At 46.4% G+C, this 14255-nt stretch carries 16 protein-coding genes; 4 read left to right on the top strand and 12 right to left on the bottom strand.

Annotated elements, in window-relative coordinates; genetic code table 11:
* Positions 1-119 precede the first annotated feature (119 nt).
* The 5 genes from NQ510_RS12925 to NQ510_RS12905 all read right to left on the bottom strand — a co-directional run bounded on the left by NQ510_RS12925 (position 120) and on the right by NQ510_RS12905 (position 4607).
* Entirely contained in the window at positions 120-1247 is a 1128-nt protein-coding gene (locus tag NQ510_RS12925) for an ATP-binding response regulator (RefSeq protein ID WP_005825374.1), read from the bottom strand.
* Positions 1248-1288: 41 nt separating this feature from the next.
* Positions 1289-2224, bottom strand: a complete 936-nt coding sequence (locus NQ510_RS12920) for a UDP-glucuronic acid decarboxylase family protein (protein WP_005825375.1) — start codon at positions 2222-2224, stop codon at positions 1289-1291.
* Between the two features lie 165 nt (positions 2225-2389).
* Positions 2390-2923 (bottom strand): IbrB-like domain-containing protein, encoded by a 534-nt coding sequence (locus NQ510_RS12915; protein WP_005825377.1) that lies wholly within the window; start codon positions 2921-2923, stop codon positions 2390-2392.
* Complete coding sequence (locus NQ510_RS12910; RefSeq protein ID WP_008663311.1) at positions 2920-4209, bottom strand: DUF3440 domain-containing protein; 1290 nt, start codon at positions 4207-4209, stop codon at positions 2920-2922. The genes NQ510_RS12915 and NQ510_RS12910 overlap by 4 nt, the downstream gene beginning before the upstream one ends.
* Before the next feature lie 2 nt (positions 4210-4211).
* Positions 4212-4607, bottom strand: coding sequence for a hypothetical protein (locus NQ510_RS12905; protein WP_005825381.1), 396 nt, complete (start codon positions 4605-4607; stop codon positions 4212-4214).
* A 192-nt stretch (positions 4608-4799) separates the two neighbouring features.
* Between NQ510_RS12905 and NQ510_RS12900 the strand changes: the two genes are divergently transcribed.
* Both NQ510_RS12900 and NQ510_RS12895 read left to right on the top strand, forming a co-directional pair.
* Complete coding sequence (locus tag NQ510_RS12900; protein WP_005825383.1) at positions 4800-5351, top strand: chromate transporter; 552 nt, start codon at positions 4800-4802, stop codon at positions 5349-5351.
* Entirely contained in the window at positions 5348-5872 is a 525-nt protein-coding gene (locus tag NQ510_RS12895; protein ID WP_005825387.1) for a chromate transporter, read from the top strand. The genes NQ510_RS12900 and NQ510_RS12895 overlap by 4 nt, the downstream gene beginning before the upstream one ends.
* Here the strand turns inward: NQ510_RS12895 and NQ510_RS12890 are convergent.
* Positions 5864-7081 carry a sugar MFS transporter gene (locus NQ510_RS12890; RefSeq protein WP_005825389.1) on the bottom strand — a complete coding sequence of 406 codons (1218 nt, stop codon included), beginning with the start codon at positions 7079-7081 and terminating at the stop codon, positions 5864-5866. The genes NQ510_RS12895 and NQ510_RS12890 overlap by 9 nt on opposite strands.
* A gap of 153 nt (positions 7082-7234) precedes the next feature.
* Between NQ510_RS12890 and NQ510_RS12885 the strand changes: the two genes are divergently transcribed.
* Both NQ510_RS12885 and NQ510_RS12880 read left to right on the top strand, forming a co-directional pair.
* Positions 7235-8119 (top strand): AraC family transcriptional regulator, encoded by an 885-nt coding sequence (locus NQ510_RS12885; RefSeq protein WP_005825393.1) that lies wholly within the window; start codon positions 7235-7237, stop codon positions 8117-8119.
* Between the two features lie 94 nt (positions 8120-8213).
* On the top strand, positions 8214-8633 hold the full coding sequence (locus NQ510_RS12880; protein ID WP_005825395.1) for a pyridoxamine 5'-phosphate oxidase family protein: 420 nt from the start codon (positions 8214-8216) through the stop codon (positions 8631-8633).
* Here NQ510_RS12880 and NQ510_RS12875 read toward each other — a convergent pair.
* From NQ510_RS12875 to NQ510_RS12850, 6 genes are all read right to left on the bottom strand, one after another.
* A complete protein-coding gene (locus tag NQ510_RS12875; RefSeq protein ID WP_005825397.1) occupies positions 8610-9779 on the bottom strand; it encodes a MalY/PatB family protein in 1170 nt (389 codons plus the stop codon). The genes NQ510_RS12880 and NQ510_RS12875 overlap by 24 nt on opposite strands.
* A gap of 3 nt (positions 9780-9782) precedes the next feature.
* Positions 9783-11216: an MATE family efflux transporter gene (locus NQ510_RS12870; RefSeq protein ID WP_005825399.1), complete on the bottom strand. Its 1434-nt coding sequence runs from the start codon at positions 11214-11216 to the stop codon at positions 9783-9785.
* Positions 11217-11235: 19 nt separating this feature from the next.
* Complete coding sequence (locus NQ510_RS12865; protein ID WP_005825401.1) at positions 11236-12102, bottom strand: DUF3737 family protein; 867 nt, start codon at positions 12100-12102, stop codon at positions 11236-11238.
* Between the two features lie 22 nt (positions 12103-12124).
* Positions 12125-12688 carry a sugar O-acetyltransferase gene (locus tag NQ510_RS12860; RefSeq protein WP_005825403.1) on the bottom strand — a complete coding sequence of 188 codons (564 nt, stop codon included), beginning with the start codon at positions 12686-12688 and terminating at the stop codon, positions 12125-12127.
* A 21-nt stretch (positions 12689-12709) separates the two neighbouring features.
* Positions 12710-13300 (bottom strand): cyclophilin-like fold protein, encoded by a 591-nt coding sequence (locus NQ510_RS12855; protein WP_005825404.1) that lies wholly within the window; start codon positions 13298-13300, stop codon positions 12710-12712.
* Positions 13301-13429: 129 nt separating this feature from the next.
* The gene (locus NQ510_RS12850; protein ID WP_005825406.1) at positions 13430-14245 is read right to left on the bottom strand and encodes a carboxymuconolactone decarboxylase family protein; all 816 of its coding nucleotides are present in this window, start codon (positions 14243-14245) and stop codon (positions 13430-13432) included.
* Positions 14246-14255 lie beyond the last annotated feature (10 nt).

Raw genomic sequence — 14255 nt, 5'->3', positions numbered from 1 at the left:
AAACAGACCATCCGTTCATAAGAAACAGATGGTCTGCACGACCGTAACAGACGGTCTATTTGAGTCTGACGGATGGTCTGTTTTACTTCAACGGACCATCCGTTCTATTTTCTTCGTTATCACTTCTTCACCGGAATAGAGAAGCTGAATATGGAGCCTTCGCCTTCCTTGGAAGTAAACCACAGTTTACCGCCATTCTTCACGACAAAATCCTTGCATAGCAACAAGCCCAGTCCCGAGCCTTCTTCGTTGTTCGTGCCGAACGTGCTGAAATGCGTATCAGTATGCAACAACTTCTTCTGCCCCTCCTCGCTGATGCCACAGCCATAATCCTGAACGCTGACAACTGCCATACCATCTACTTCCTCCATCTTCACCAGTACCTCTGAGTTCTCCTTACTGAACTTAATGGCATTACTCAACAAGTTACGGACCACTGTCTTCAGCATGTCAATATCAGCGTTGACCATCATTTTTTCCGGTTTCATCTCGTGGATTCTTATCTTCTTCAGGCTTGCCACCATACTGAAAATCTCAATGACACCGTCTGTCACTTCGACGAGGTCCACATCCTGATAAACCACGTTCAACTTACCGATTTGACTCTTTGTCCATTTCAGCAGGTTATCCAGCAATGAAAACACATCCTCCGTAGTCTGATTAGCCATCGTCAGAAGCTCGTACATTTCGGCGCCAATTTTCTCAGATGGCAAGTTCAATATCAGCATATTCAGCACCATTTTGATGGATCCCATCGGAGAACGTAAGTCATGGGCAATCACCGAATAAAGCTTGTCACGCCCGGCAATAGTACGTTGCAGTTCTTCCGTCTTACTCAAAATCAACCGTTTGGCAGCTACCAAAGATATTTGGTGGGTAACACGGATAATCAATTCCTCCTTATTGAAAGGCTTAGAGATGAAGTCATTCGCGCCAACCTGAAACCCCTTCACAATATCTGCCGTACTATTCAGTGCGGTCAGAAAGATGATTGGAATATCAGCTGTATTCGGATTTGACTTTAAATGTTGAGCTACTTCAAAACCACTCATGTCCGGCATCATTACGTCAAGCAAAACCAAATCAGGATTTTCCTTTTCCACCTGTTCCAACGCTTGCCGCCCGTTACTTGCAGTAGCAATCGCGAATTTCTCATTTGTCAAAAGCACTTTCAACAATAAAACGTTTGACATCACATCGTCAACGATGAGAATCTTGTATTCGGAAGGATTTATTTCCATGTTCATCTTTCTATATTGTTTTTCCCGTTATCAAAATTACTATTTAGTTAGGAACGATATTCCTTAAAATACTCTATTATATACTGTAAACCCTCTTCCAGCTCTATAGTCGGTTCCCAGCCCAACTTTTCCTTTGCCAGAGTGATGTCCGGCTGACGCTGTTTGGGATCATCATGAGGCAGTGGCTTGAAAATCAGTTTCGACTTGGAATTCGTCAGCCTAATGACCTTTTCCGCCAGTTCCAATATGGAGAATTCATTCGGATTTCCCAAGTTTACCGGACCGATAAAATCGTCCTCCGTGTTCATCATCCGCACCATACCTTCTATACAGTCATCTACATATTGGAAACTTCGCGTCTGATTACCCGAACCGTATATTGTAATATCCTGGTTCTGCAATGCTTGAACCACGAAATTGGAAACCACCCGTCCGTCATTCGGCAACATCCGAGGACCGTACGTATTGAATATACGGATAATCTTGATCCGCACTCCATTCTGGCGGTGATAGTCCATAAACAATGTCTCGGCACAACGCTTCCCTTCATCATAACAAGAACGGAGGCCAATTGGATTTACATTTCCCCAATAACTTTCCACTTGGGGATGAATAACGGGGTCACCGTACACTTCGCTGGTAGAAGCCTGCAATATCTTGGCATTCGTCTTTTTGGCCAGTCCCAGCATATTGATGGCGCCCAATACAGAAGTCTTGATGGTTTTAATGGCATCATATTGGTAGTGGATGGGAGAAGCAGGACAAGCCAGATTATAGATTTCGTCCACATCTGCCTCATAAGGGGTTTCCACATCATGCAGTACAAATTCAAAGCGGGGATTGCTCTTCAGATGAGTGATATTTCCTTCCGAACCGGTGAAAAGATTATCCAGACAAATCACCTGATGCCCGTCGTTTATCAATCGGGTACAAAGATGAGAACCTATAAAACCAGCACCGCCACTAACCAAAATTTTCTTCATGTAATGTTTTTTATAGTGCCTTAAAGCACATAGGACCTATTCTGTTTGTTTTGATGCTGACAAATGTAGGCGATTTGACTAAATTATGCAAGTTTGCAACGAAATATTTCACTTGTTAATGAATATAAAGAGGCAGATTAAAAAATCCACCCCTGAAATATTCATTTATTTATCCGCCACATACTCTTCTTTCTTATCCGGAATGCTGAAGTTCTTGTTCGCAAACAAGTCTGCCAGACCCGAAATTTGCTTTAAACGCAACACTTCGTCGCGATCCATTCCGATATTCTTCATTATCCATTCATCAGACATACCGGCTCTGTCCAATTCCGCAACAATATGGCACATCAACTCGATATTATGCGTACCACGGGCACGATTATGACGGATAGTGGACGCCATACGGTTGGAAAGTTCCTTGTCAATCACGACCACGGGAAGCAACCCGTTTTCGCGCTGATAAATTCTTTTGGATGTCTTCAACACCTGATAACGGTGGTAACCGTCCACCAGGATGTAGTTATCCTCTTCCTCATCATAGTAACAGACACAAGGCATGGTGAAACCATCTTCCCAGATGGAAAGCTCCAGAAGCTTCATTTCGGGCGGTGCCACTACATTCGGATTGTAATCGTTTGCTTGTATTTTCTCTATTGGAATTGCCCTTACGTTATATACCGGACTTTTATCTACGCTCATAACATCATATTTTTGAATTGTTCCATTATCTTGTCTCTTTTGTATGCCTCTTCCTTGTTCAAGGCAAAACCCATGTACTTGCAGGCATGGTCATTCTTCAGGATGCATATGCACATCCGCTTATAAGTGGGAATTTCCCGGAATTCCGCGATGTCAATATCATCCAGATAATCCATGCGCACCGGCTTCTTGTTTGTCTTGTAATTCGTGGTATTTATCACTTCAATGGACACTCCTGCATCCCTCAGCTTCTGGATGGTCTCGTCAGCCAGACACCCCCCTTTTGTACGCCAGAATTCAATGCTGACGGTAAGCTTTTTCAAGTAGTTCCTCCGGGTCTCTTCCGGCAAGGTGGAAAGCAGGAACTGCATAAAGCCTTTCCACGTATACCCTTCGGGCAGTCGGACCGTCTGCCACCCCATAGCACGCGTCCCTCCGTAAATACCGGTAAAGTTCACCCCGTTGACCCGCCCTATCATTCTTCCCCAAGTATTCGGGTCGATGACACGATACAGCTTCAGGCTCTCTTGTGCCTCACAAAGAAAAGGGCTTGCCACACGCTGGCGTTCGATATTGACTCCGGCTTTATAATATAGGTCATACAAATGGTTATAGTCAAAGCCGAATTTGCCATTGGCCGTCCAGATATCCGTCGTCTTCCAATCATAAATGGGATAAGCATTGAAAATGTCATTGCCTATCTTCGAGGTCCAGCGGTAATTGTGGTACATCTGATACTTCCGGTTCAGATGGATGCTGCGCCAGCGGTTAAAACTCTCTTGCGTACGGATGCCTATGAGAAAGCAGGCACGCACTCCATCCTTCTTCTCATGCAGCCATTTGGCAAAGTGCATCTGGAACTCATAATCCCACATTTCGGGAGTGTAGAAAGGAAACGTCTCTTTAGTGAGGCAGCCTTTCGGCATCTTCCTTACCCAAATGTCCTCCAAATCCTCCTGCCACGGACGCCAGTAACTCTGGTACATCGACGTACAAGTCGTTACACGGAAAGGCACACAAACACGATACACCTCCAATATATCCTTATTCGCCTCCAATACCCGGTCCACATAATCAATGGTCATGCTGTACTGTATCTCATAGTCCATATGGAATACACACAGTTTACGGTTCAGCCGGTTCCGGCGGATATAGTCTATGCACAAATTCAGCAACACTCCACTATCTTTTCCTCCCGAAAAAGAGACGCATATCGTGTCAAATTCCCTAAAAATCACATCAAGACGTTCTTGCGCCAGTTCATACACATTTTTGGGTGTAGCCATAATTATCTGTTTTTCTTCATTTTCACATAACGGGTCCATACCTTGTCTTCCAAAAAGCCCAGCTCGCTGAAGACATCCCTATCTTCAACAAAGCTAACAGCCGTCAGACTACTCTCCTCGCCCTGCTTCTCAAGTACCTTTTCCAGAAGCAATTTTAGCGTGTCAACATTCCTTTCCTTAATATAATAGTTGTTGATGACACATTCATACTTCTTGTGCTCCACCGGCACAAAACCTACAACATGTTTATTATCCAGAGCAACAAACCACTCGTACTCTTCCGATGTCCGGAAAGGGTAATTGTAGTTCTGTTTCAGCACTTCCGGGCTCATAACCAAAGGGGCTACAAGCTCGTACAGCTTTTTATCCGTACCATGTAATTGCACTATCTGTATCATATCTACATTTATATTATTTGTAATTACGTGTTAAAGATAAAGCTTATTTACGACGGAATATTCTCCTTTTAAATAGATTTAAGAATATAGCCCTGTAATATAAAATATTAATAAATAAATATTATCCCCCTAATTTGTATATGTTGATTAATTTGGGTTTCTTTGCAAAAGAAAGTCACCCGAAGAGAAATAATGAAATATTTACTGCTTTTTATGACCTTTGCCAAGATAGGAATGTTCACTATCGGTGGCGGATACGCTATGATACCTCTCATTGAACGGGAAATCGTAAAAAAGAGATGGATGAGTAAAGAAGATTTCATGGAAATGTTTGCGTTGACCCAGTCACTTCCCGGTGTTTTTGCTGTCAATATATCCATATTCGTCGGCTACAAGCTGCATAAAGTAAAAGGTAGCCTGGTGTGTGCACTTGCCACAATCCTCCCCTCTTTTGTCATCATGATGCTGATAGCCATGTTCTTCGCTCATTTTCAGGACAACCAGGTGATGATACGCATCTTTAACGGTATCCGTCCGGCAGTAGTCGCACTGATTGTGATACCCTGCATTTCGGCTGCACGGGCACTGAAGCTGAAGTATTGGCAACTGGTGCTTCCAGCCATCGCCACCATACTCATCTGGCAATTCGGGCTATCCCCCGTATACATTGTCCTTGCAGGAATTGCAGGAGGAATGCTCTATACATTATGGTTAAAAGATAAACTGAGAAAATTACAGATATGATTTATTGGCAGCTGATATTGGTATATCTAAAAATCGGAATGTTCGGTTTCGGAGGCGGTTACGCCATGTTGTCCCTCATCCAATATGAGGTGGTGGACCACCATCACTGGCTCACCCTGCAACAATTCACGGACGTAGTGGCCATCTCGCAGATGACGCCTGGTCCGATAGGCATCAACAGTGCCACCTATGTGGGCTATGCAGTTACTCAAAGCGTGTGGGGAGCTGTCGTGACCACCATTGCAGTATGTCTTCCCTCGTTCATCCTGGTATTGCTCATCTCTTACTTCTTCGTGAAATGCAAGGACAACAAATACATCAAGGCGGCAATGTCGGGACTGCTGCCCATGTCCGTATCATTGATAGCTGCTGCTGCCCTATTGCTGATGAACAAGGAAAATTTCATAGATTACAAAAGCATACTTATCTTTGCAGCCGCTTTCGGCGTGACGTGGAAGTGGAACCTCCACCCTATCTTACTGATAATCCTTGCCGGAGTCGCAGGCTTCCTTCTATATTGAAGAAGCGGTAGAGACGGACACCATCTTGCGGGCATATGCCCACACCACGCAATAGGCAACCAGCGGTACGATGAACGCCCACACCATCGTCGTATGGTCTGCCACCAGTCCCATCAACAGCGGACCTACCACGCCTCCCACGGGAGACATCATCAGGAAAGAGGAAGCCCTCTTGGTATGGTTGCCCAGCCCGCGCAAGGAAAGTGCAAAAATCGTGGGAAACATAATAGCCTCAAATGCATATCCGCACAACAGAGCTGCAAGCGACACCATTCCTACATCCAGCAACACCAACAAGGTAGTCATCACAGTGCCCGTAGCACAAACCAGCAACATCTTCTCGGCACGCACACGTCCCATAATCCAGCTACCGGCAAAACGTCCTAACATAAATAATCCCAGTCCACCGAAAGAAAGCACTACGGAAGCTTCGCGGGCATTCATCCAATTCTGCTCCACCACGTAGTTGATGAAGAAGCTGTTGATGGAAATCTCGCCGACCTCATAGGCAAACAAGGCTATCAGCCCGAAAATGAAAAGCCGGTGTGACCACAATCCGACCTTATTACCAGCTTCGTCCACCTCCACACTATGTTCAATCTCGGGCAACTTGATTCTTGAAAAGACCAACGCTACCAGCAACACAATTACCCCCATGCAGATATAGGGCAATGCGACATTACCCGAGCCCGTCTGCCCATCCTTCGAGAAGAGCAGCAGTCCAGCCAGTACCGGTGCACAGATACATCCCAGACCGTTGAAGGATTGCGCGAAATTCAGCCGGCTGGCAGCAGTTTCCTTTGCGCCCAATTCTGTGGCATAAGGATTGGCGGCAGTTTCAAGAAACGTCAGTCCACAGCCTATCACGAACAATGCAAACAAGAAAAGATTAAAAGACAGATAATGCTGCCCGGGGATAAAGAGCAGCGAACCGACGCCGTAAAGCAACAGACCGAATACCACACCCCGGCGGTATCCGAAGCGACTGATGAAAAATCCTGCAGGAATGGCCATAATGAAGTATCCCATATACATCGTCATCTGTATAAAGGCCGAATGTGTCTTCGTGATATCCAGTATCTCTTGAAAGTGCTTGTTCAGTACATTCAGAATGGCATGGGCAAATCCCCACAAAAAGAAAAGAGAGGTAATCAAAATGAAGGGCACAAGGTATTGTCTGCCCACCAATGGTATTCGTTTCTGTTTCATAATATGATAATTCCAGACAATCGTTGCAAGGCGATTGATAATTGCGGGTGCAAAGATAAACAAAACTCCCGGTCTTTACCCAACATTTTCCTATTCGCTATTGTACGGAGCAGCTTTTTCTCTAACTTTACTGCCATCATACAATGTTAAGCCATGAAAAATGCCATCCCACGATACAATTTCTACAAAACTAAGTACGGAAGCGAACTTCTGATAGATGTCGTTGATTTGCAGTATACCCGGAAATTCTTGACCCAGGGAAAAGTACATATTCTGACCTACTATGACATCACCTTCATCACAGAAGGAGAAGGAGAATTCACTATCGGTAACCGGACACACTTGGCAGCTCCCGGTGATGTATTCTTCTCCAAACCAGGTGAGGTGCGCAGTTGGGACACAGACCGTATCGGCAACGGTCATGCTCTAATTTTTGAGGATACCTTTTTGACCTCTTTCTTCAAAGACCCACTATTCGTGCAGCACCTCCCGTTCTTCCGAATGGGAAAAATGGTAGACAAACTCCAACTGCCGAACGGGCTCTATGCACGAATACTCCAACTTCTGCACGACATAAAAATCGAAATCGACTCTTTCCACCCACACGATACGGGCATATTACGCGCCTTACTTTACGAAGTCCTCATGCTACTCAACCGTGCCTACCGCACCTCTATCCCTCCGGAGACGGGTAAGGAGCCACATAAAGATATCAGCAGCTTCCACCTCAGCCGATTCTTCGAATTGGTTGGGGAGCACTTCCGGGAGCAGCATTCTGTACAATTCTATGCCGATAAACTATGCATCACTCCCAACTATCTGAACGAAATCCTCTCTTCGGCCATAAACATCAACGCCAAGCAGTACATACTCAACAAGGTTACAGACGAAGCCCAGCGTCTGCTCACCTACACCGACCTCCCCATTTCAGAAATAGCCTCCGAACTCCATTTCTCAACCGTCTCCTACTTTGTACGTAGTTTCCGACAATGTATAGGGTATACTCCCCTCGCCTACCGGAAAATGGAGAAACCGTGAAAAGTGACATATCCTCCTTCTTTTTTATTGTACAAAAGTTCCACTTACCGGCTATCTTTGCCCTTGAAACAATAACCCATAAAAAAAACAAACAATGAGAGATGCAGAAAAAACAGTAGGAAACATGATTGACAAGGAAAAAACCATCTTTGTCGGTTCGGTGGATGCCGAAGGCTTTCCCAACATCAAGGCCATGTTGCAAACCCGCAAAAGGGAAGGGATCAAACACATTTACCTATCAACGAACACCTCGTCGATGCGCGTTTCGCAATTTCTCAAAAATAACCGGGCATGCCTTTACGTCTGCAACACACGCTTCTTCAAGGGCGTAATGCTGCGCGGCACGATGGAGATACTGACGGACAGCACCAGTAAGGAAATGATATGGCAGGAAGGCGACACTATGTACTATCCCGAAGGAGTGACTGATCCCGATTATTGTGTCCTGAAGTTCACCGCCTTCTCCGGTAGGTATTACAGCGGATTTAAATCAGAAGACTTCACGATAGAATAAACGGGCCATCCGTTCCAGTCCATCAGCAAGCAGAGCCCGGGGACAAGCGATATTCAGCCGGATAAAGCCCTCTCCACCGGGACCGTACATCGTACCGGAATTGACCATCAGATGCTGTTGTTCTTGCAAACGCAAGGCGACAACATCTGAGCTGATACCGGAAGCACGGCAGTCTATCCAAACCAAATAAGTTCCTTCGAGTGGCAGCACGGGATATTGTGGTAACCGTTCCTTGAAAAAGCAGCAGAGGTATTCGTAATTCCCCCGCAGATATTTCCGCAAGGCATCGAGCCATTCCCCACCTTCGTTGTAAGCTGCCATTGTGGCGATTACGCCGAACGGATTGACGTCGCATACCTCGTTGATGTTAATGGCTCTGTCAATACGGCGGCGCACCTCTTCATCGGCTGCGATGATATTGGCGATTTGCAACCCGGCAAGGTTGAACGCCTTACTCGGCGAAACGCAAGTGACGGAATTTTGCAAAAAGCGTTCGGACAAGGAGGCAAAGGGTGTGTAGTCATATCCTTCGTAAGTCAGTTCACAATGAATCTCATCCGCCACGACAAACACCTCATTCCGTAAACAAATATCACCTATATGCTGCAGTTCTTCCGGAGTCCAGACCCGTCCGACCGGATTGTGAGGATTGCACAGCAGCAGGATTTTTGCTTTCGGATCGGAAGCTTTCCTTTCAAGATCGGCAAAGTCGATTACGTAGCGGCCATCCTGATAAACGAGATTATTGGCAAACAACTCGCATCCGTCATTACGGATAGATGAGTAGAAACAATTATAGGCAGGAGTCTGAACGATGACTTTATCACCCGGCATGGCCAAGGCTTTGATAATGGCTGACAGAGCCGGCACGACACCACTCGTATAGATAATCCACCGGGAATCAACCTGCCAGCGATGCCGGTCATCGAACCACCGGACGACCGCATCATAATAGGCTTCGGGTACTTTTGTATAACCGAAAATACCGTGCGCCACCCGCTTTTGTAAGGCATCGATAATAGCGGGTGCTGTACGGAAATCCATATCTGCCACCCACATGGGCAGTACATTCTCCTCTTCGGGAGTATCCCATTTATAAGAATTCGTCCCGCGACGCGGGATGATTGTATCGAAATCGTATTTCATAATTTATCTTTTTATTCGCAACTTATAAATCCAGTTACCACTCCAAAGCCTGACAAGAAAAATCGCTCCCCGGAAACAAAGCTCAATACACATGGCAAGCCATACGCCCCGTAGCCCCATCGTAGGGGCAAGCCATGCTGCCAGTGTCAGCCGGACACCCCAGATACTGCCAAAATTCATCAGACTGGGAACAAATGTATTGCCCGCACCCACAAATACACCGTAGGCGACGATAGATGCCGCAAACATCGGCTCCGCAAAAGCTTCTATCCGCAGAATCCCGATTCCCAACATGCGGATTTCCTCCACAGGCGTCATCACTCCGATGATCTGAGGGGCCGCCACATACATCAGCACTCCCATGACTCCCATAATCAGCATCCCTGACCAAACGGTAATGTTGGCAAAACGCTTGAGTAACCGGATACGGTTTGCTCCAAGACTCTGGCCTACCAACGTCGTGGCAGCCTCCGATATACCGTAGCCGGGCATATAACAAAGGCTTTCAGCGATGATGGCAAATGAGTTGGCGGCAATGGCGACGATGCCGAGCGGTGCGACGATAACCGTCGTCATAATCTGCGCTCCGCAAATGGCAATATGCTCGAATCCCATTGGCAGGGAGATGCGGACAGCCTGGCGCAGCGTCTCTTTCCGGGGAAGAAAACTGCCCTGCCCCCCGGATAGTCTCAACATGGACGAGCGACGGCAAAGATACCACATCATCCCACCGGCAGTGATAAGTTCGGCCAACACGGTTCCCAATACCGCACCTTCCACACCTAAACCTACGCCGGGAACGATGAACTCCCATCCCCACCAGTCTACCTGCCGTGTCGGGAAAATAAGGAAGAAGTTGAACACGACATCCCAAAAACACATCAGTACATTTAGCATACTGGGTACACGCATATTCCCACTACACCGCAACATGCCGCCCGCAAGGAAATTCAACTGCAAGGCGGGTAAGAAAAGTGAAAATATCCGGAAATAGAAGGATGAATCGCTCCGTATCATTTCATCACCACCCAGCCAGCCGGGAAGCACACCACTGATAGAAATGCCGACAACCGCCAACAAAGAACTGAAAACAAGTGTAGCCGTAACCGATTGGCGGAGTATTTTTTTCGCTCCTGCAAAATCTCCGGCCCCAATCCGGTGTGCCACTTGGACAGAAAATCCCGTTGCAGCGGCGGCACACAATCCCCAGAACAGCCATGTCGTGGTTGAAACCAATCCGATGGAAGCCGCTGCATTCGCACCCAGGCTACCAACCATCGAAGCATCGATATACTGCATGGCGATGGAGGACACCTGCGCCATAATAGCAGGGACACTGAGGTATGCAGTCAGGCGTAACTGCTGCCCCAGCGTCATACTCTTCCCTTCGCGGATAAGCGACAACAAGTAATCGGTCTTTCCCTTTTTTATTCCCATCAGGCTATTTGCAAAGGCATCAGTCGGTGAAACAAGTTTTCTCGTCCCCAAGCTTCAACTCACAGTCGGCAGGTGCCTTTATATTTTCATCGAGAATGATTTCCCCATAGCTTTCGGCAGTGATACTGCCTGTCCGTGGATTCTTCACCCCACCTATCGCCCCCTTGATGGTTGCCTGCACCGAACTGTATTCGAAAGCCCGGTCGCAGTCGGGACCAAAGGTACAATTCTCCAATACGAGGTCGTGGGCATAGCAGAGCGGTTGCTCACCGGTTATATGGCAGTTCACCAACCGGAGATTGTGCGAATGCCAGCCGAGATATTCGCCATTGAGTTCGGAATCGTAGATTGTCACATTCTCCACCTCCCAGAAAGCATCCTTTGTAGTGACTTTGGCATTGCGCAACTCTACATTCTTCACATACTGGAAAACGTATTTGCTGTCGCTCTCCAATCCGTCTATGCGGATGTCGCTACTGAACATGAACGGATAAGTTCCTCCATGCAACTTCAGATTTCTGATGTTCAGATTCTGGCAACGCCAGAATACTTCATCGGCATCGTTCATCTCTACATTCTCAATTTCGATGTCGTGCATCTCGCGGAACATTTTGGGTGCGTCGATACGCGTATCGGTCATTTTCAGATGGTCGGAATACCACAGTGCCGAACGCCCGCCGACATCGAAAAAACAACGGTCGATTACAAACCCGTGAACATGCCAGAAGGGGTAATTCCCTTCGAATCGACAATTGACAGCTTCGATGTTGCTGCATTCCTTGATGGCTGATTCTCCGGCATGGATAATTACATTCTCCAAACGTAAGTCATGTGATTCAAACAAAGGTCTTTCTCCACCGAATGCTGTATTTGATATTATTCTCATCTTGTTTTCAATGTTATAATTATTACTCTATTCTCTTTATCAATTTCGCGGGGACACCGCCTACTATTGTATTCGCTTCCACATCTTTCGTCACAACCGCTCCAGCTCCCACCACAGCATTGTCACCGATTGTCATTCCTGGAAGAATCGTCGCATTAGAACCTACCCAGACATTCCTACCCAATACAATCGGTGCCGGATAGGTAGTTTGGCGTTCTTCCGGAGGCAAACCATGATTGAGCGTTGCAAAGACTACATTATGCCCGATTTGGCATCCGTCACCGATTATCACACCACCATGGTCCTGAAAATGACAGCAGGCATTAATAAATACGCCTTCGCCCACTGTAATATTCTTCCCGAAATCGGTATAGAACGGTGGGAATACCCGGAACGATGACGGGACTTGATAACCGAACAATTCGGAGAGTAACCCACGTACCTCGTCCGGTGTATGATATGCCGTGTTCAGCCGGAAAGTGATGCGTCTGGCTTCATTGCTCATTTTGTCCATAAAGCGATGTATCTCCTCCGTATCAAGCGCTTGACGCGTCTTTACATATTCCTTGAATTCGTTCGTAGTCATAGTGCCCTTATTAATCCATTCTTATCTTCTTTCAAATCTCACAAGTATATCTCTGGGCACACTCAACATTTCAATGCCATTGCCATCAACACGACCGATTTTAATCAAAGTATCACTATAAGACCCATTCTTACAAAAAATTGCCACATTTCCCCATGGGGCATAGATGGTTATATCACCGGCAATAGGAGCACAGCCACGCGTAACACCTTCAATTGCCAGAGCCGGAGAGGGATAGAAGATTTTTTCTGTAGTATTATTGTAATCATTCAACGTAACCTCCAATGGCAGACGAGCAAGAAAATCCTGTGTGGCGGCATTGTCCTCCATAGTGGCAGTAATGGTACGATTGCTAACCATGATATTTACCTGCAATGAAGATACATCCGGAACTTCGGATTCATTCTCATCTTCCCCACCCGATGGTCCGGAAAGTTCAGGATGTTCGGGTGTAAACGGTTCATCACCTGAATCTTCGCAGGCTGCCATTGCCAGAACGGTCATCAGCATCATAGAAATTAATAGTAATTTTTTCATATTCATCTTTCTGTTGATTTTATAATTATCTTTAGGATTATTAATGATGATGCAAAAATAGGCAGTATCCGTCATATGCCGTGTAGACAAATCCCCGGTATCTATACCCAAATTACGGATTATGCTTTTCCTCCGGCTACTAAATCATGGTCCTATAAAGCAAAAACTCCCGCAATCGTTTAAATTACAGGAGTTTGGATGGTATTACTTAAGTTTATCGTATTCTTCATCCGTCACCGGTTCCAGCCACTCATTAGAAGTATCCTCACCGGGAACTTCGAAAGCAAGATGGGCAAACCAACCATCAGAAGCGGCACCGTGCCAATGCTTCACATTTGCAGGGATATGGATAACCGTACCGGGTAGAATCTCTACTGCCTGCTTGCCTTCTTCTTGATACCATCCACGACCGGCAACACCGATAAGCATCTGCCCACCGCCTTTAGTAGCGCGGTGTATGTGCCAGTTATTGCGACAACGAGGCTCGAAAGTGACGTTAGAGATGGAAACCTGCTCGCGTGAAACGGGAACAAGATAACTGTTGCCTATGAAGTACTGTGCATATGCAGCGTTCGGTTCCCCAATGGGGAAAATCATTTCACGCTGGAATGCGGCTTTGGCATCTTCACCGGCAGTGTCCTCTGCCCATACACCTTTGGCCAGATTAAACGCTGCCCACGCTTTGGGCCAACCGGCATAAAAACCGATATGGGTGATGATTTCGGCAATCTCCGTACGGGTAATACCGTTCTTCTTTGCCGACTGAAGGTGGAACACGAGCGAATTATCCGTGATACCCTGACTGATAAGAGAGGTAATGGTTACTAAACTACGGTCACGCAGACCGAGTTTGTCGGTGCGGCTCCAGACCTCGCCAAAGAGGACATCGTCGTTTAGTTCCGCAAATTTAGGAGCAAACTCACCCAACTGGGTGCGTCCTGCTGTCTGTACTATCTTTTCTTGTGCCATAACATTGAGTGTTAAAATGCTGAATACTGAAATTAAAAAAATCTTGTTCATAGTCGTTCTA

The organism is Bacteroides uniformis, assembly GCF_025147485.1.
Classification (GTDB): Bacteria; Bacteroidota; Bacteroidia; order Bacteroidales; family Bacteroidaceae; genus Bacteroides; species Bacteroides uniformis.
This window is presented reverse-complemented; position numbering and strand designations above follow the sequence as displayed.